We start from the raw sequence: 17,668 nt of genomic DNA on the forward strand, positions 1-17,668 counted from the left end.
CCTGGTGGGAGGGGCGGGTGCTCTGTCGGCTTGCGGGCAGGGGGAGTTGGTTGATTCCGGTGAGTCACCTGCTTCACACTCACGGTAGGGCAGATGGGCTTTCATGAACAACCTAATCGCCACTATCGGTGGACCAACCCCCGCGATCAGGGCAGACTTCGGGGAAGTCGGCAAGGAGAGTCACGTGGGACTTCGCACCACCATCAGCGAGCGTCAACGGCGCCTCGGCTTCGAACTCAAACACCTGCGCGAGAAGGCGGGATTGACCGCAGGAGAAGCAGCTGAGCGGATCAACATGGGCCGTGTTCAGCTGAGCCAGATCGAAACCGCGAAGACGAGCATCCTGACCGGACGACTCCGCGAGCTCTGCCACCTCTACGGATGTACAGATACGACGTATATCGAGGCCCTCGTCGCCACGTCCGAGGCAACCGGTAGAGGATGGTGGAGTGCGTACAAGAAACGCCGAGGACTCGACGCCCTCAACACCGCAGAACTGGAGGCGGATTGCACCACCCTTCGGATGCACCAGTCACTGTTCATCCCGGGGCTCTTCCAGACCGCCGACTACGCGCGAGCCATCTTCACCAGCCCTGGCCTGGGCTTCGAACGCAGCGCAGGCGCCCTGGAGTTCCGCATGGAACGGCAGCAGGTACTCACCCGCGAGAATCCGCCCTCCGTGCACGCGGTGATCCATGAGTCCGCCCTGCACATGCGGTTCGGCGGAGCCAAGGTGGTTCGCGAGCAGCTGCTGCACCTCGTGGAACTCGCGCGCCTGCCCAACGTCACCATCCAGATCTATCCGTTCAGCGCCCAGGCGTACGCGGCACTCAGCGGCAACTTCGTCCACGTCATCCCAGGACACCCGGAGTTGGGCACCGTCCTGCTCGAACAGCCCGTCGGACTCCAGTACTTGGGCGACAGGCCGAGCCTGGACCGGTACGAGGACCTGTTCCAGCACCTGGCCGAGAACGCCCTCGCCCCCATCGACGTATCGTTGGCCCCAGATGCACACTCTGTGAAGGACTCGCTGGCACTCATCCAGCACGTTCTCTACACGCTCTAGGGAGGCCCCCGATGCCCGAACTGAACTGGCAGAAGTCAACGTTCAGCGGAGGCCCAGAAGGCGAGTGCCTCTACGTCGCCACCGCCCCCGACGGAACCCTCCACCTCCGCGAGAGCGACACCCCGGACGACATCCTCCACACCGCCCCGCGGGGCCTCGCCGCGCTGCTCCGGCACATCAAGAGGACGAACCCGCCTCAGCACTGATGGCGCCGACGGCGATCGGACAAGTCCGCGGGCCGGCCGCCGGTCAATCGGCAGGCAGGCCGAACCAACGCAGGAGTACGGGTCGCGCGTCGTCGGGGGCATCCTCGGGACCGCGGGCATAGCGCGCGAGCAGTGCCAGATAGTCGTCATGGAAGGCGTCCAGCTCACCCTTCGTGAGATGGATGAGGCTGCGTGAGCCCCGCATCCAGCCTTCGGACTCCGCCTGTCCGGCGGTGAACTGCCGGGCCAGCTCGACGTCCTCCTCCATCCTCATGCGATCCAGCTCGGCCGACATGGCGCGCTCGGCCTCCGTCAGCTCATCCTGCGGCGGTCTGCGGATGTCGAGGCCGCGCACCCCGCGCCACCAGCGCTCACGCCCGGTGGAGCGCTCGGGGATGTCCTCGATGAGGCCACTGCGCTCCAGCATGCGCAGGTGATAGCTGAGCGTCCCGGTGTTTTCGCCGAGGGCGGCGGCCAGCGTGGTCGAGGTGGCCGGGCCCGCCGTGCCGAGGTGGCGCAGGATGCGCAGCCGCAGGGGGTGCGCGAGGGCCTTGAGCACCTCGGGGCTGTCGACCGTGCGCCGATCCGTGGCTTCCGCTCCGCGCTCTTCCGTCATGGCGGCAGTCTATCCGGATCGCAGCAATTTCTCTGCAGACCTTTCTCTGCAGAGAAAGGTCTGCAATGCTGGATGCGTGACACCGAACCGAGAGACCTTGAATCGCACAGTCCGCCGCTTCACGAGTGCTGCCGCGGGGGCCCTGCTTGCCGCCCTCGCCCTGGGCGCCGCACCCGCACACGGAGCTGAACGGGCAGCGGATCCGCCCGAGTTCGACTTCTCCGCCTGCCCGACCGCCGGTGAGCTGCCCGCAGGTGCGGACCCCGGGACCTGGCGCTGCGAGGTCATGCACGCCACGGGGCATCTACGCATGGGCGCCATCGACGAGCCGCTCACCGAACCCATGACGATCACCTTTGCGGAAGGCCGTGTGGACGGTGAGTTCCGCCAGGTCTTCGGGCAGATGACGGCTGCGCCGATCCGGGTGGGAGGGACCCCGTTGACCCTGACTCCGCAGTACGGCGGCTACTCGGACTTCCTGTCCGACGACACCCGGCGCGGCGAGTTCGACATCAAGTTCGCCATAAGCACGGCGCACGGGGTGCCGACCCGGCCGTCGTCGCACTGCTCAGTGGGCAGCGATGAGGACGCGGTCCACCTCGTACTCAAGGACACCGATCCCACCCGGGTGATATCCACGGATCCCCTGGTCGTCACCTTCGGCGCCCAGGACACGGAGTTCGCCGCCCCGGGCACGAGTGGCTGCGGCCCCCTGCGCCGCACACTCGACCGAGCCCTGGGCCTGCCGTCCGCGTCGGGGGCGAACGCCTTCGACATGGACGTCACGGTGGCCATCCGGCCCTACATATAGACCGGTTCGGTGAGTCATTGCCGGTACCTGTGACCCACGGGCACCCTCGCCGCACCGCGCCCCGCCGGACGAATCCGGCGAGGCGCGATAGCGGAACCCCTCATCCACCAACCGTCAGCAGTAAGCCTTGGCCGCCTTCTTGGCGGTACCCCTGGCCGGTGCCTCGGTGCACTTCACGCCGCCCTCGGTCTGGACGCTCCAGCTGCGGGCCTTGCCGTACGCCTTCTTGCCGTAGCCGGTCCCGCTACCGTTGCAGGTCTTGGCCTCCCAGTAGCCGGAGGCCTTCTTCACACCGCTGAAGACGACATACGTGCCGGACTTGTTGAAGTTGAACTCGACCGACTCACTGGTCTCCTTCGTCTTCTCTCCGGCCTTGGTCAGAGTGCCGGAGACGTGGGCGTCCATGCTGGAGATGACCCACTGCGCCGAGTAGCTGGCACCGGCGGTGATCTCACGGCCGGAGCTCACGGTCGAGCGATAGGTGGCCGACTTCGTGTACTTGCCGGTGCCGTCCTGAGGGATGTTGATCTGCTTGGCGTGGGTGATGACCCACGCCGACGACAGCGAGGTCCAGGTGGCGTGCTTGTAGCCGGGCTCACAGATGATCGGCGCGGCGCTGGCCACACCGGCCGGCAAGCCCACCATCAGCAGGGCTGCGATACCGGTCGTGGCCATGGTCGCCGTCAGTCGCTTGTTCAATGCAAACTCCCCGTTTGGTGATCCATGCCCCGAACAACTTGTCGGGGCACGGCCAAATAGAAGCAGTCGCATTAGCGACGCGCAAGAAGATTTCCGGGCTCGAACGAAATCCGGCGTAGCGTCGAATAGCCTTGCCCATCAGGCATGTTGGCGAATCGACACACCGCCGCGATCGATCAATGACAATCATGACCATTCACTAACACAAACAGGACAAGGCCGCGACGGCCGACATGCCCCACGCGTACAAGGTGCGGGCACTGAACGCGGCCTCGCCCGGCGCGGAGTCCGCACTGTCCCCCTGAGGTGTCGGCGACCCCCGGCGGCCTGACGGTCAAACGCGCGCAAGATCCGTACAACCAAGCCGCGTCCTCACGAGTCCTGATCGTCAACGGCTTTGCCCGCCGTTGACGATCAGGAGCGAAGGAACGCATGAACCCAGCGAGACCCACGACGGCCGCAGTCGCCGGCACCGTCGTGCTCATCACCGCGGCCGGCCTGCTCGTGGCCGCCAACTCCGCCTCCGCCGCGACGAGTTGCGCATCACCGGTCTACAAACGGCAGTTCTTCGCGAACACCAACTTCTCCGGTACGCCGAAGAAGACCGACTGCGATACGGCCATCGACCAGAACTGGGGCACGGGTGCGCCCGCCTCCGGCATGCCGACCAACAATTTCGGCGTCCGCTGGACGGTGACCCGCGACTTCGGCTCCGGCGGCCCCTTCGCCCTCCCCGTCTCCACCCAGGACGGCATCCGCGTCTACCTCGACGGCACCCGCAAGGTCGACATCTGGAAGAACGTGTCGTCCACGGTGAAGAAGACCGTCAACGTCACCGTCCCCAAGGGCAAGCACACCCTCCGCGTCGACTACGTCAACTGGACCGGCACCGCGAACGTCAAGTTCGCCTACACGCCCAGGACTTCGGCCACCGTCGACAAGGTCAAGCCCCTCACCCCGACGGGCACAGCGGTCACGTACGACAAGACCACCGGCAAAGCCAAGCTCACCTGGACGAAGAACAAAGAGCTGGACCTCGCGAGCTACCGCGTCTACCGGCGCCTTCAGGGCAGCACCACCTGGACCAAGCTCACCACCACGACCGCCACCTCGTACACCGACACGACCCTGCCGAAGACGGGCAAGACGTACTACTACGAGGTCCGCGCCTACGACAAGGCGGGCAACTCCTCGGCCGGAAGCGCCGACAAGCCCGTCACCACCGTGGACAAGACCCCGCCGGCCGCGCCGTTCGTCGAGATGGACGCGTGCGCGTCCCTCGAGCCCTACGCGGCCCCGCAGCTCGTCACCACCGCGGAGAACAAGGCCGACATCGCCTGGTACGAGATGCAGCGGCTGAACGCCGCCACCGGCGCCTGGAGCACCATCTACTCCGGTGCCAAGGGCGCGATCTGCGACACCGGGTACCGCTTGGACGGCAGCAAGGTCACCTACCGCGGGCGGGCCCGTGACGCCGCCGGGAACTGGTCCGCGTACTCGGCCGCCACCACGGTCACCACCTCCGACCTGACGCCGCCGGCACCCGTCACCGACGCCCGCGTCGAGTACGAGTCGGGCGTTCCCCACCTGGTGTGGTCGACCGCCGACGAGGCCGCCTCGTACCAGGTCCTGCAGTACGTGCCGTCCACCGGCGGGTACATCGACGCCCTGGCCGCGAGCACGGGTACGACGGTCACCACGACGACCGCGACGGACGTCGTCCCGATGCAGCGGCTGGCCGTCTCCGACACCTACCGGTATGTGGTCCGGGCGGTGGACACGGCCGGTAACGCTGCCGCGCCGGCAGAGGTCGAACTCGCCCTGGCGGAACGGCCGGAGCCCGTCACCGCCCACAAGGTGACCGCGGCCGCGTACGGCCAATGGGGCGTGCAGCTGGACTGGCGCACCTCCGACCCCTGGGGGATCGACGACAGCACGCGATCCTCCTTCCGGATCCTGCGGACGGACACCACGACCGGGACCAGCACCGTCGTGGACCAGTGCGTCTCCCACATGTCGCCCGACAGCGGGACGCTCGAATCCCCGTACACGTACACGCTCTCGTGGGCCTCCGGCACCGACCCCGCCTACGCCAAGGGCAGCTCCACCGCCATCTCCTCCTGCCTGGACGCCTCCGGCGAGTCCGAGACCGCCTACGAGTACCGCGTCATCGCGGTCGACTCCTACGGGCACGCCTCGGAGCCCAGCACGGCCTCGGCGACGGCCACCACGCCGGACACCCTGCGGCCAGGGCCCGTCACCGACCTGACTGCGGAGCAGATCCCGATGGGTGTGCGGCTCACCTGGACGGCCCCGACCGACGACCCCGACCCGGTCCAGGGATACCTGGTGTGGCAGGGCAGCACCGATCCGGACACCGGCGAGACGGTCTGGAAGCGCAACTGCTGGGGCGGGGACTCCCTGGGCGAGACCGAGATCCTGTGCGCGACCGTCCCCGACGGGAAGGAGCACGTGTACCGGGTGGTCGGGTACGACTACCAGCCGGGCACGGACGCGGGCGTGGAGGACTACGACGAGTCGGAGTACATCCCGATGAGCTACCACCCGGTGGACGTGCGGGTCACCCTGCCCGACACCCGGCCACCGGGATGGACGGGCACCGGGGTCGGCGAGGCCCCGTACCCGAACCTCTACCGGAGCTGCAACGACAGCCTGTTCTCGACCGTTCCCTGCACGGTGTACCTGGGTTACGACTACCGGGTGGAGCGGTGGGACCCGGCCGGCGGGGCATGGTCCACGCTCGACGCGGGGGTGGTGAGCGACTCGTGGCCCGTGTCCTCCACGGACACGACCGTGTACGCGGACCGTCTGGGCCTCTACTACTACCGCGTGGTGTACATCAGCCCCGAGGGGGTCGAGGAGACCGTGCGGAGCGAGGCGTACGGGATCTGGGCCAGCTGGTTCTGACCCGAGCGGAGTGCCGCGTACGACGAAGGGGCCCGGAGGTTCAACCTCCGGGCCCCTTCACGCAGTTCGGCTACTCCGGCGACCGCTTCGGCCGCCACACCACCAGCGCACTCGTCTGCTGAACCTCCTGGTACGGAACCAGGTCGCGGCGGTACGAGGCGTGGACCGCCGCCTCGCGCTGCTGCATCGCGGCTGCCGCGCCGTCCACCGCCGACTGGAGTTCGGCGACGCGCTGCTGGAGCGCGGCGACCTGGTTCTCCAGCTCGATGATGCGCTTGATGCCGGCGAGGTTGATGCCCTCGTCCTGCGACAACGCCTGGACGGCGCGCAGCAGTTCGATGTCGCGGGCCGAGTAGCGCCGGCCGCGCCCGGCCGTGCGGTCGGGAGAGACCAGGCCGAGGCGGTCGTACTGACGCAGGGTCTGCGGGTGCAGGCCGGAGAGCTGGGCCGCCACCGAGATGACGTAGACCGGCGTCTCCTCGGTCAGTTCGTACGGGTTGCGTCGACGGCCGGTTCCATCCATGGCGTCCTCATGCTCCCTTCGCGGCCTGGAACAGCTCCGCCCGCGGGTCCTCTCCCGCGGTCGCCTCGCGATACGCCTCCAGGGCGTCACGAGCCTTGCCCGACACGTCCGTGGGGACCGACACCTCGACGGTGACCAGCAGGTCTCCGCGGGTGCCGTCCTTGCGGACCGCGCCCTTGCCGCGGGCGCGCATGGTGCGGCCGTTCGGCGTGCCCGGCGGCAGCTTCAGGGTCACCGCGGGTCCGCCCAGGGTGGGCACCTTGACCTCGCCGCCGAGGGCCGCCTCCGCGAAGGTGACGGGGACGGTGACGGTGAGGTTGTCGCCCTTGCGGCCGAAGACCGGGTGGGCATCGACGTGGACGGTGACGTACAGGTCGCCCGCGGGGCCGCCCCGTTCACCCGGGGCGCCCTTGCCACGGAGGCGGATGCGCTGGTTGTCGCTGACGCCGGCCGGGATACGGACCTGCATCGTGCGCGAGGACTTGGCGCGGCCGCTGCCGCTGCAGACCTCGCAGGGGGTCTCCGCGATCAGACCGCGGCCCTTGCAGTCGGGGCAGGGGTCGGTGAGGGAGAACCCGCCGCCGGAGCCCCGGGCGACCTGGCCGGTGCCGACGCACGTCGGGCACACGCGGGGTGTGCCGTTCGCGTCGCCGGTGCCCGAACACGCCTTGCAGGGCGCCTGGGAGGTCATCCGCAGCGGAACCGTCGCGCCGTCCACCGCCTCGGTGAAGCTGAGCGTCACCTCGGTGTCGATGTCCTGGCCGCGCCGGGGCTGCGTACGGGTACCGGTGGTGGCGCCGCCGCGGTTGAACAGCCCGCCGAACACGTCGCCGATCCCGCCGCCGAAGCCGCCGCCCTGCGGACCGCCGCCCTGGGTGCCGCCTCCGAAGAGGTCACCCAGGTCGAAGTTGAAGTTGCCGCCGCCGGCACCGGGGCCCGGACGGAAGCCGCCGTTGCCGAAGAGGGCGCGTGCCTCGTCGTACTCCTTGCGCTTCTTGGGGTCCCCGAGGATGTCGTTCGCCTCGGAGATCTCCTTGAAGCGCTCCTCCGCCTTGGCGTTGCCCTTGTTGGCGTCCGGGTGGAACTCGCGGGCGAGCTTCCGGTACGCCTTCTTGATCTCGGCCTCGGTGGCGTCCTTGGGGACGCCGAGGACCTTGTAGTAGTCCTTCTCGATGAAGTCCTTGGTGCTCATCCTCGACGTCCCTCCTCTCTCATACGTTCAACGTCAGCCCTCGTCCGGGCCACCGCTCTCCTTGTCGTCCGCCGCGTCGGCCGCCGTGTCCTCGGACTTGACGGGCTGCGCACCGGGCTGGGGCTCGGCGACGGCCACCCGCGCGGGGCGGATGGTGCGCTCGCCGAAGCGATACCCCGGCTGCAGAATCGCCACGCACGTCGTCTCCGTGACGTCCGGCGCGTACGAGTGCATCAGGGCCTCGTGGATCATCGGGTCGAAGGGCTCGCCCTCCTTGCCGAACTGCTGAAGTCCCATCTTCGCCGCGACGGACTCCAGCGACTCGGCCACCGACTTGAAGCCGCCGACCAGTTCGCCGTGGTCCCGCGCGCGGTTGATGTTGTCGAGCACCGGCAGGAGCTCGGTCAGGAGGTTCGCGATGGCGACCTCCTTGACCGCGATCCGGTCGCGCTCGACCCGGCGGCGGTAGTTCTGGTACTCGGCCTGGAGCCGCTGGAGGTCCGCCGTGCGCTCGCCGAGCGCCGTACGCACCTGGTCCAGCTGGGCCGTCAGACCGGCCAGTTGTGCCTGTGCTGCTGCTGATTCGTCCCCGGCCGGGGCCGCCCCCGAAGGGGCGGCCGTCGGCTCGGCGTCGTCAGGGGTGGCGCCGGAAGGGACGTCAGGCTTCTCTTCGAAGCCCGGGGTCTCCTCCGTCACGCGGCACCGTCCTTGCGGTCACGGTCCTCGTCGACGATCTCCGCGTCGACCACGTCGTCGTCGGACCTCGGCGCCTCGGCACCGGGGGCGTCACCCGCGGCCTGTGCGGCGTTGGCGTCGGCGTACATCGCCTGGCCGAGCTTCTGCGAGACCGCCGCGACCTTCTCGGTGGCGGTGCGGATCTCGGCGGTGTCCTCGCCCTTGAGCGCGGCCTTCAGCTCCTCGACGGAGGCCTCGACCTCGGTCTTGACCTCGCCGGGGACCTTGTCCTCGTTGTCCTTGAGGAACTTCTCCGTCTGGTAGACGAGCTGCTCGCCCTGGTTGCGGGACTCGGCGGCCTCGCGGCGGGCGTGGTCCTCCTCCGCGTACTTCTCGGCCTCTTCGCGCATCCGGTTGACCTCGTCCTTCGGCAGCGAGGAGCCACCGGTGACGGTCATCTTCTGCTCCTTGCCCGTGCCAAGGTCCTTGGCCGTGACGTGCATGATGCCGTTGGCGTCGATGTCGAAGGCGACCTCGATCTGCGGGACACCACGCGGGGCCGGCGGCAGGCCGGTCAGCTCGAACATCCCGAGCTTCTTGTTGTACGCCGCGATCTCGCGCTCGCCCTGGTAGACCTGGATCTGCACGGAGGGCTGGTTGTCCTCGGCGGTGGTGAAGATCTCGGACCGCTTGGTCGGGATCGTCGTGTTCCGCTCGATGAGCTTCGTCATGATGCCGCCCTTGGTCTCAATACCCAGGGACAGCGGGGTCACGTCGAGGAGCAGGACGTCCTTGACCTCACCCTTGAGGACACCGGCCTGGAGGGCGGCGCCGATGGCGACGACCTCGTCCGGGTTGACACCCTTGTTGGCGTCCTGACCGCCGGTCAGCTCCTTGACGAGCTCGGCGACGGCGGGCATACGGGTGGAGCCACCGACGAGAACGACGTGGTCGATCTCGGACAGCTGGATACCGGCGTCCTTGATGACGTTGTGGAACGGCGTCTTGCAGCGCTCCAGAAGGTCGGCCGTCAGCTGCTGGAACTGGGCGCGCGTGAGCTTCTCGTCCAGGTGCAGCGGGCCCTCGGCGGAGGCCGTGATGTAGGGCAGGTTGATCGAGGTCTCGGTGGACGAGGACAGCTCGATCTTGGCCTTCTCGGCAGCCTCACGGAGGCGCTGGAGGGCCATCTTGTCCTTGGCCAGGTCCACGCCGTGACCGGAGCGGAACTGCTGGACCAGGTAGTCCATGACCCGCTGGTCCCAGTCGTCACCACCGAGGTGGTTGTCGCCGTTCGTGGCCTTCACCTCGACGACGCCGTCGCCGATCTCGAGCAGCGAGACGTCGAAGGTGCCACCACCGAGGTCGAAGACGAGGATCGTCTGGTCGTCCTTGTCGAGGCCGTACGCCAGGGCGGCGGCCGTCGGCTCGTTGACGATACGCAGGACGTTCAGGCCCGCGATCTCGCCGGCCTCCTTCGTCGCCTGACGCTCGGAGTCGTTGAAGTACGCCGGAACGGTGATGACCGCGTCCGTGACCTTCTCGCCCAGGTACGCCTCGGCGTCGCGCTTCAGCTTCTGCAGGATGAAGGCGCTCATCTGCTGCGGGTTGAAGTGCTTCCCGTCGAGCTCGATCTTCCAGTCCGTACCCATGTGACGCTTCACGGACCTGATCGTCCGGTCCACGTTCGTGACCGCCTGGCGCTTGGCGACCTCGCCGACGAGCACCTCACCGTTCTTCGCGAAGGCGACGACGGACGGCGTGGTCCTGGCACCCTCGGCGTTGGTGATGACGGTGGGCTCGCCGCCCTCCAGAACGCTGACGACGGAGTTAGTCGTGCCCAGGTCGATGCCGACCGCACGTGCCATTTCAATTCCTCCAGCAATGACTTGAGTGGAACGGACTCAAGTGTGCACGACGCTCGCCGCGTGGTCAACAGAGCTGAGTCGAGGAGGCTCAACTCTTATCTGTTTCTTACGCGCACCTTGCGTCTGACCTGGGAATTTTAGCCCGTCCGGCTGTGGATTCTCAGCCCGTCCGACTGTGGATTCTCAGCCGGTCCGGCGGGGGAATCTTCAGCCCGTCCGGCGTTTGAGGACGAGCCCTTCGGGCGTTCGGGGGTCTGGGGGCGGAGCCCCCGGGGGACGGGAATGGGTAGGGGCGGCGGGGGCGAGAAAAAGGCCCCACACCCCCCACGAGCACCACCACGGCGACAACCCCAGCCACCCACCACGCAGCGCTCGGCTCCACCCACCCCAGGTCGATAAGCAAACCAACGAGCGCCCCGCCGAAAGCCGCCGTACCGATCACCACCATCACCCCCCGCGAAGTCAGCCCACCCCGCCGAAGCCGATGAGCAAGGTGCCCACCCGGCCCCCGAGCGGCAAGGGCGAGATCCACAAGCCCCACAGCCGTCAGCGAGAACAGCGCCGCGACCCCGGCCCCCGTCTCCCGCCCCCCATGGACAACCACCGCCGCCCCGGCCAGCACGAACCCGGCGAACAACGCCCCGCACCGCCCCGGCACGATCCGCGCCGGAGGCCGCCCCTGCATCAGGAACCCGGTGAGCGCCGCCGCCAGCACACTCAGCAGCGCCGCCGTCCCGTCCATGACCTCGGCCGCCGCACACCCGCTCAACGCGAAGGCGGTGACGACCCCGACGGTCCCCATCACCCCGTCGGCATGATCGAGCGAGACAAAGGCGAACGTCACGAAGACGATCCAGGCGACACCCAACACCCCGCCCAACAGCCCGAGTTCGCCGTACGGCACGGTCAGCGCGGCGGCGAGACCCACACCGCCCACCTGGACCGCGAGCGGCACGGCCCGCAGATCGGCGACAAGGCCGAGCAGCGCGACCCCGATCCCCGCCACCAGCAGCCGCCCGGCATCGGTCCCCAGCGGAGCAACGTCCGTCCACTCCCCCGCACCGGCCACGAGCGCCGTCCCCCCGACCACCGCCACCCCGCCCAGCAACGGAACCACCCGCAACCGCCGCCGCTCGACCACCCCGAAGCGCAGGGCGAACATCCGCAGCAGGGCGGCGAGCGCGGCGGTGAGGAGCAGGGCGGCGATGGCGGCGACGATTCCGTACAACACCCAGCTAATTTAGGACCGAATGTCGCAAATATGTCGCAGATAACACGATCGGGTTTACGTGTCGATCCGCAACCCCGACAAACAGGCACCGCCGGTCAGGGCAGCCTCAGCGACGCAGATCACCGCACCGCTGGCTACAGTGCGGCGAAAGAAGTGGGTAGTCTCAGACCGACTGCATAAGTTACCGCTTAGTAATCACCGCAATCACCTCCGAGATCACCCTCGGAGCAACACCTCGCAGGCCCGAGGAGCCCCCAATGCAACTCGCCGCGATCATTGTGTCGCTGGTACTCGCCGTGGTCGGCGTGGCGCTGTTCAGCAGAGCCATCGCGCAGATCTACCGGTTCGTACGGCTCGGCCAGGACGTCCCCGCGGGAACCCGCACCGACGACTGGACCGCGCGCACCGTCACGGTGGTCAGGGAGTTCCTCGGCCACACCCGGATGAACCGCTGGGGCATCGTCGGTGTGGCCCACTGGTTCGTCGCCATCGGCTTCTTCTCGCTGATCGCGACCCTCGTGAACGCATTCGGGCAGCTCTTCCAGGCCGACTGGGTGCTGCCGATCGTCGGGCACTGGCTGCCGTACGAGGTCTTCGTCGAGTTCATCGGCCTGATGACGGTGCTCGGCATCCTCACGCTCATCGTGATCCGCCAGCTGTCCCGCCCCGGCCGCGCCGGCCGGAAGTCGCGGTTCGCCGGGTCCAACACCGGCCAGGCCTACTTCGTCGAGTCGATCATCCTCATCATCGGCCTCGCGATCATGACCCTGCGCGGCATGGAGGGCGCCCTCGTCGGCGTGCACCACTACGAGGCCGCGTACTTCGCCTCGTACCCGATCGTCGCCACCTTCAGGGACACGGACGTCAGCACGCTCCAGAACCTGATCTACCTCACCGCGATGATCAAGATCGGGACTTCCTTCATCTGGATGATCACGGTCGCGCTCAAGACGGACATGGGCGTCGCCTGGCACCGCTTCCTCGCCTTCCCGAACATCTGGTTCAAGCGCAACGCCAAGGGCGGGACCGCGCTCGGCGCGCTGCTGCCGATGACCTCCGGCGGCAAGGACATCGACTTCACCGACCCCGGTGAGGACGACGTCTTCGGTGTCAGCCAGGTCGAGCAGTTCTCCTGGAAGGGCATCCTCGACTTCTCCACCTGCACCGAGTGCGGGCGTTGCCAGTCGCAGTGCCCCGCCTGGAACACCGGCAAGCCGCTGTCCCCGAAGCTGCTGATCATGTCGCTGCGGGACCACGCGCACGCCAAGGCGCCCTACCTCCTCGCCGGCGGCGGCAAGGACGCCGAAGGCAACGAGAAGGCCACCAAGGAGCAGCTCGCCGACGTGCCCGCGGCCGCCCTCGCGGAGGCCGAGCGGCCGCTGATCGGCACCTTCGAAGAGAACGGCGTCATCGACCCGGACGTCCTGTGGTCCTGCACCACCTGCGGCGCCTGTGTCGAGCAGTGCCCGGTCGACATCGAGCACATCGACCACATCGTCGACATGCGCCGCTACCAGGTGATGATCGAGTCCGCCTTCCCGTCCGAGGCCGGCACGATGCTCAAGAACCTGGAGAAGAAGGGCAACCCCTGGGGGCTGGCCAAGAAGCAGCGCCTGGAGTGGACGAAGGAAGTCGACTTCGAGATTCCGGTCGTCGGCAGGGACCTCGAGGACCTCGACGAGGTCGACTACCTGTACTGGGTCGGCTGCGCGGGCGCCCTCGAGGACCGCGCCAAGAAGACCACCAAGGCCTTCGCGGAGCTCCTCCACATGGCGGGCGTCAAGTTCGCGATCATGGGCGGCGACGAGAAGTGCACCGGTGACTCCGCCCGCCGCCTCGGCAACGAGCCCCTGTTCCAGGAGCTCGGCATGGAGAACGTCGCCGCGCTGAACATGGCGTTCGGCGAGGACGACGAGGACGAGAGCACCAAGAAGCCGAAGTCCGCGAAGAAGATCGTCGCCACCTGCCCGCACTGCCTGAACACGCTCGGCAACGAGTACCCGCAGCTCGGCGGCGACTACGAGGTCATCCACCACACCCAGCTGCTCCAGCACCTCATCGACGAGGGCAAGCTGATCCCGGTGACCCCGGTGGAAGGCCTGATCACCTACCACGACCCGTGCTACCTCGGCCGCCACAACAAGATCTACTCGCCGCCGCGCGAGATCATGTCCGCCGTCCCGGGCCTGCGCCAGCAGGAAATGCACCGCCACAAGGAGCGCGGCTTCTGCTGCGGCGCCGGTGGCGCGCGCATGTGGATGGAGGAGCGCATCGGCAAGCGCATCAACAACGAGCGCGTGGACGAGGCCCTGTCGCTCAACCCCGACATCGTCTCCACCGCCTGCCCGTTCTGCCTCGTCATGCTGACGGACTCGGTCAACGGCAAGAAGAACGATGGCCAGGCCAAGGAGTCCATCCAGGTCGTGGATGTGGCTCAGCTGCTCCTCGACTCCGTCAGGACGCCGGTCGACCCGGCGGGCACGGCGGAGGCGGAGAGCACGCCGGAGCCGGAGCCGGTGAAGTGACCTAGGGAGTACGTTGGAAGTACGCCCGCGAACGCCGCAGGGGCTGAGGAAACTCGGTCCCTGCGGCGTTTTCGCTGGGCGTCAGGACGTACATCAGGACCTCAGGACGTACGTCAGGACGCGCTGAGTTCCTGCGTACCCAGCACCCCGAGAAGCGCCATCCGTTCAGCGTCCTCCGTACCGGGCTCAGCCGTGTAGATCATGATCCGCAGGTCGCTGCCCGCGACGCTCAGCACATCGCAGTCCAGCGTCAAAGGGCCCACCTGCGGGTGATCGATGGTCTTGCGCGACGCCTCGGGCCGGCCCACGGCGCCCGATTCCCACAGCTCGGCGAACCGGGCACTGTTCGCGCGCAGTTCCGCGATCAGCTTCCGCAGCCGCTGGTCCGCCGGATAACGGATCGCCGTCGCCCGCAGCTCGGCGACCTGCACGGCCTCCAGCGTGCGCAGCCCCTCGGGTGTATGGCGGACGCGGCTGTTGCCCGAGCCGAGGAAGTTGCGCCACACCGCGTTGCGTTCGTTGCCGTGCCGCTCGCCCATCAACGCCACATACAGCGGGTTGGCCAGCAGCAGCGTCCACGCCGCGTCACTGACCGCGACCGGCGTCCCGGTCAGCCTGTCCAGCAACCGCTGAACACTCGGCGTGATGAACGCGGGCACCGTGCCCTGCCCTGGCGGTACGAGCCCGGCGACATGGAACAGATGCTCGCGCTCCGCTCCGGACAGCCGCAGCGCCCGGCCCAGGGCCTCGACGACCTGCTCCGACGGGTTGGCCGCGCGGCCCTGTTCGAGGCGGGTGACGTAGTCGACCGAGATCCCGGCCAGCAGCGCCAGCTCCTCGCGGCGCAGCCCGGCCGCGCGCCGATGGCCGCCGGCGGGCAGCCCGGCCGCCTCCGGGGAGACCCGGTCGCGCCAGCGCCGCACCGCATGCCCGAACTCCGTGGTCGCCATGGACCCACTGTGCACCGCGCCGCTGGGATCGTCCTGGTACTGCCAGTCCCAGGAAGACGGGACGCCTGGCTGACCGCCCGGCCCCGCCGCACCGTGGAGGCATGACAACGACACTGATCACCGGAGCGAACAAGGGTCTCGGCTTCGAGACCGCCCGCCGTCTCGTCGCCGCGGGCCACACCGTTTACGTCGGAAGCCGGGACGCCGAACGCGGGCACCTGGCCGCCGAGCGACTGGGCGCGCGGTCGGTCCAGCTCGACGTCACCGATGACGCCTCCGTGGCGGCCGCGGTGAAGAGCGTCGAGGCCGACGGAGGACTGGACGTACTGATCAACAACGCCGGCATCGAGGAGCGCGGTGCCAACAACACCGTGATCGGCGCCGCCGACGTGACCGCCGACCTGATGCGGTCGACGTTCGAGACGAACGTCTTCGGCGTCGTGCGCGTCACCCACGCCTTCCTGCCGCTGCTGCGCCGGTCCGCCGCCCCGGTCGTGGTGAACGTGAGCAGCGGCCTGGCCTCGATGGCCCGCGTCACCGCCCCGGACACCCCGACGTACGCCTACCCGGGCGTCGCCTATCCGGCCTCGAAGACCGCGGTCAACCTGATCACCGTGCAGTACGCGAAGGCGTTCCCGGAGATGCGGATCAACTGCGTCGAGCCGGGCTACACCGCGACCGACCTGAACGGCCGCACCGGGATACAGACCGTCGAACAGGGCGCCGAGATCATCGTCCGCATGGCCCAGGTCCGCCCGGACGGCCCCACCGGGGGCTACTTCGACGCCGACGGCCCGATCCCCTGGTGAATCCCATCCCTTCGGCTGGTGAATTCCAGCCCTTCGGGAACCCAAGTCCGCCGATAAGCCCCAAGTGACCCACCGCGCACGTCAGTCCCCTTAACTCCCCGCCGTAACAAGGCCATCATGTGCAGGTTGCTGTCGAGGGTGTGTTCGAGATGGATGGTGCGTGTGCGAGGAAACGGGAGCGGGATACGTACGGCGGCTGCCGGGCTCGGATGCGTCCTGCTGCTGGCGGGACTGGCCGGATGCGCCGGGACCGGCACGGACGAAACCAAGCCCGCCGCCACGCACGACCCCATCACCGTCGCCAAAGCCCCCGCCAAGCTCCCGGTCCCGCGCGGCAAGGGCAGCAAGACGCCGGACGACTTCAACGGTGACGGCCACCCCGACCTCGTACTGAACGACCTCGTCAAGGGCCCCGACGACACCCACGGCGACGACGCGGGCATCGGCATCGTGTACGGATCCGTCCGCGGCCTCACCCCCGGCGCACGCCAACTCCTCAGCCCTGCCCGGCAGGCGGCCCCCACCGACGGCCAACTCCCCGCGCTCTTCGAAGCGGAGGCGAGCGGCGACCTGGACGGGGACGGCTTCACCGACCTCGTCGTCTCCACGGACCCGCCGTACGACGGACAGGGCATGCCCCCCGTACCCCTCCAGATCCTCTTCGGCTCCCCCTCGGGCCTGACCGGCAAGGCGGTCGAGCTGACCATCCCCGCGCAGGCACGTTCCGGCAACGACTGGCCGGACCAGCCGGTCCCCGGCGACTTCGACGGAGACGGTGCGACGGACCTCGTAGTCCACGCCTCGAACGGCCAACTCAGCTACCTCCGTGGCCCGTTCACCCGCAAAGGCGCCCCGCGCGCGGCGGGCGCGCCCCTCGCTTCCCCGGGCAACGTGCCCACGGGGACCGCGGCCGACGTGAACCACGACGGCTACGACGACCTCCTCGTCCGTACGGCGGAGGGCGCCGCCACCTCCGCGATCGTCCTCGGCGGCCCGGCGGGCCCCACCCGCACGGGCGCCGCCCTGCCCACCGGCATCGATGTCGCCCTCGGCAACTTCGGCAAGGGCAAAGCCCTGGACGCGGCGGTCGGCGCCATGGGCGGAACCTCCCTGCGCTACGACCTGCCCGGCACCACCCGCGGCAGCATCACCACCGCGGGCTCGGTACTCGACTCCGGCGACTTCGACGGGGACGGCCTGAGCGAACTCGTCTCCAGCGGCTCGCAACTACGAATACTGCGAGGCCGTACGGCCGGTCTCTCCACGGCGGGCATGGTGACCGTACAGCCGCCCGCCCAGGGCACCACCCGCGTCCTCACCGTCGCCGACTTCACCGGGGACGGACGGGCGGACCTGGTGGTCCGGACGTACCCGGGAGAGACGAAGGACACGGTCGCGCTGTACCCGGGCGGCGACAAGACGAACCTGGTCGCACCGAAGCCGACTGTCACCTTCTCCACCTCGGAGTTCCTGGGAATGGACTCCTGAGACTCCTGAAACCGGCTGCTCCGCAGGGTCCTGTGCCCTCCCGTAGGGGGCGCCTGTGAATCCCCCTAGGTGATGTCACAGATA

The 17,668-nt window shown here is 68.5% G+C and carries 15 protein-coding genes; 7 read left to right on the plus strand and 8 right to left on the minus strand.

The window, feature by feature from the left end; all coding sequences use genetic code 11:
* The first annotated feature begins 184 nt into the window (after positions 1 to 184).
* Positions 185 to 1,066 carry a helix-turn-helix domain-containing protein gene (locus tag OG266_RS20785; protein WP_371547737.1) on the plus strand — a complete coding sequence of 294 codons (882 nt, stop codon included), beginning with the start codon at positions 185 to 187 and terminating at the stop codon, positions 1,064 to 1,066.
* 11 nt (positions 1,067 to 1,077) lie between these two features.
* On the plus strand, positions 1,078 to 1,272 hold the full coding sequence (locus OG266_RS20790) for a DUF397 domain-containing protein (RefSeq protein ID WP_371547738.1): 195 nt from the start codon (positions 1,078 to 1,080) through the stop codon (positions 1,270 to 1,272).
* Between the two features lie 43 nt (positions 1,273 to 1,315).
* On the opposite strand, the gene OG266_RS20795 is transcribed toward OG266_RS20790, so the two are convergent.
* The gene (locus OG266_RS20795) at positions 1,316 to 1,888 is read right to left on the minus strand and encodes an ArsR/SmtB family transcription factor (RefSeq protein ID WP_371547739.1); all 573 of its coding nucleotides are present in this window, start codon (positions 1,886 to 1,888) and stop codon (positions 1,316 to 1,318) included.
* A gap of 97 nt (positions 1,889 to 1,985) precedes the next feature.
* Here OG266_RS20795 and OG266_RS20800 point away from each other — a divergent pair, with 97 nt between their 5' ends.
* The gene (locus OG266_RS20800) at positions 1,986 to 2,699 is read left to right on the plus strand and encodes a hypothetical protein (RefSeq protein WP_371547741.1); all 714 of its coding nucleotides are present in this window, start codon (positions 1,986 to 1,988) and stop codon (positions 2,697 to 2,699) included.
* Positions 2,700 to 2,813: 114 nt separating this feature from the next.
* Here OG266_RS20800 and OG266_RS20805 read toward each other — a convergent pair whose 3' ends face one another.
* A complete protein-coding gene (locus tag OG266_RS20805; protein WP_371547742.1) occupies positions 2,814 to 3,398 on the minus strand; it encodes a hypothetical protein in 585 nt (194 codons plus the stop codon).
* Between the two features lie 432 nt (positions 3,399 to 3,830).
* On the opposite strand from OG266_RS20805, the gene OG266_RS20810 reads away from it, so the two are divergent.
* On the plus strand, positions 3,831 to 6,326 hold the full coding sequence (locus tag OG266_RS20810; protein ID WP_371547743.1) for a PA14 domain-containing protein: 2,496 nt from the start codon (positions 3,831 to 3,833) through the stop codon (positions 6,324 to 6,326).
* Positions 6,327 to 6,396: 70 nt separating this feature from the next.
* Here the strand turns inward: OG266_RS20810 and OG266_RS20815 are convergent, their stop codons facing one another.
* From OG266_RS20815 to OG266_RS20835, 5 genes are all read right to left on the minus strand, one after another.
* Positions 6,397 to 6,849: a heat shock protein transcriptional repressor HspR gene (locus OG266_RS20815; RefSeq protein WP_266457660.1), complete on the minus strand. Its 453-nt coding sequence runs from the start codon at positions 6,847 to 6,849 to the stop codon at positions 6,397 to 6,399.
* 7 nt (positions 6,850 to 6,856) lie between these two features.
* Entirely contained in the window at positions 6,857 to 8,041 is a 1,185-nt protein-coding gene (gene dnaJ, locus OG266_RS20820) for a molecular chaperone DnaJ (RefSeq protein WP_266457663.1), read from the minus strand.
* Between the two features lie 33 nt (positions 8,042 to 8,074).
* Positions 8,075 to 8,737: a nucleotide exchange factor GrpE gene (grpE, locus tag OG266_RS20825; RefSeq protein ID WP_329546431.1), complete on the minus strand. Its 663-nt coding sequence runs from the start codon at positions 8,735 to 8,737 to the stop codon at positions 8,075 to 8,077.
* Positions 8,734 to 10,581 carry a molecular chaperone DnaK gene (gene dnaK / locus OG266_RS20830; protein WP_266457668.1) on the minus strand — a complete coding sequence of 616 codons (1,848 nt, stop codon included), beginning with the start codon at positions 10,579 to 10,581 and terminating at the stop codon, positions 8,734 to 8,736. Before dnaK ends, grpE begins: the two co-directional genes overlap by 4 nt.
* Before the next feature lie 160 nt (positions 10,582 to 10,741).
* On the minus strand, positions 10,742 to 11,812 hold the full coding sequence (locus tag OG266_RS20835) for an undecaprenyl/decaprenyl-phosphate alpha-N-acetylglucosaminyl 1-phosphate transferase (RefSeq protein ID WP_371547746.1): 1,071 nt from the start codon (positions 11,810 to 11,812) through the stop codon (positions 10,742 to 10,744).
* A 257-nt stretch (positions 11,813 to 12,069) separates the two neighbouring features.
* Between OG266_RS20835 and OG266_RS20840 the strand changes: the two genes are divergently transcribed.
* Positions 12,070 to 14,337, plus strand: a complete 2,268-nt coding sequence (locus OG266_RS20840) for a (Fe-S)-binding protein (protein WP_329546434.1) — start codon at positions 12,070 to 12,072, stop codon at positions 14,335 to 14,337.
* 113 nt (positions 14,338 to 14,450) lie between these two features.
* On the opposite strand, the gene OG266_RS20845 is transcribed toward OG266_RS20840, so the two are convergent.
* Entirely contained in the window at positions 14,451 to 15,287 is an 837-nt protein-coding gene (locus tag OG266_RS20845; RefSeq protein WP_266457677.1) for a helix-turn-helix transcriptional regulator, read from the minus strand.
* Between the two features lie 101 nt (positions 15,288 to 15,388).
* On the opposite strand from OG266_RS20845, the gene OG266_RS20850 reads away from it, so the two are divergent.
* Together OG266_RS20850 and OG266_RS20855 are read left to right on the plus strand one after the other, a co-directional pair.
* The gene (locus OG266_RS20850) at positions 15,389 to 16,096 is read left to right on the plus strand and encodes an SDR family NAD(P)-dependent oxidoreductase (protein WP_371547749.1); all 708 of its coding nucleotides are present in this window, start codon (positions 15,389 to 15,391) and stop codon (positions 16,094 to 16,096) included.
* Between the two features lie 162 nt (positions 16,097 to 16,258).
* Complete coding sequence (locus OG266_RS20855; RefSeq protein WP_371547751.1) at positions 16,259 to 17,584, plus strand: FG-GAP repeat domain-containing protein; 1,326 nt, start codon at positions 16,259 to 16,261, stop codon at positions 17,582 to 17,584.
* The last annotated feature ends 84 nt before the right edge of the window (positions 17,585 to 17,668 follow it).

The organism is Streptomyces sp. NBC_00554, from assembly GCF_041431135.1.
Taxonomy (GTDB): domain Bacteria; phylum Actinomycetota; class Actinomycetes; order Streptomycetales; family Streptomycetaceae; genus Streptomyces.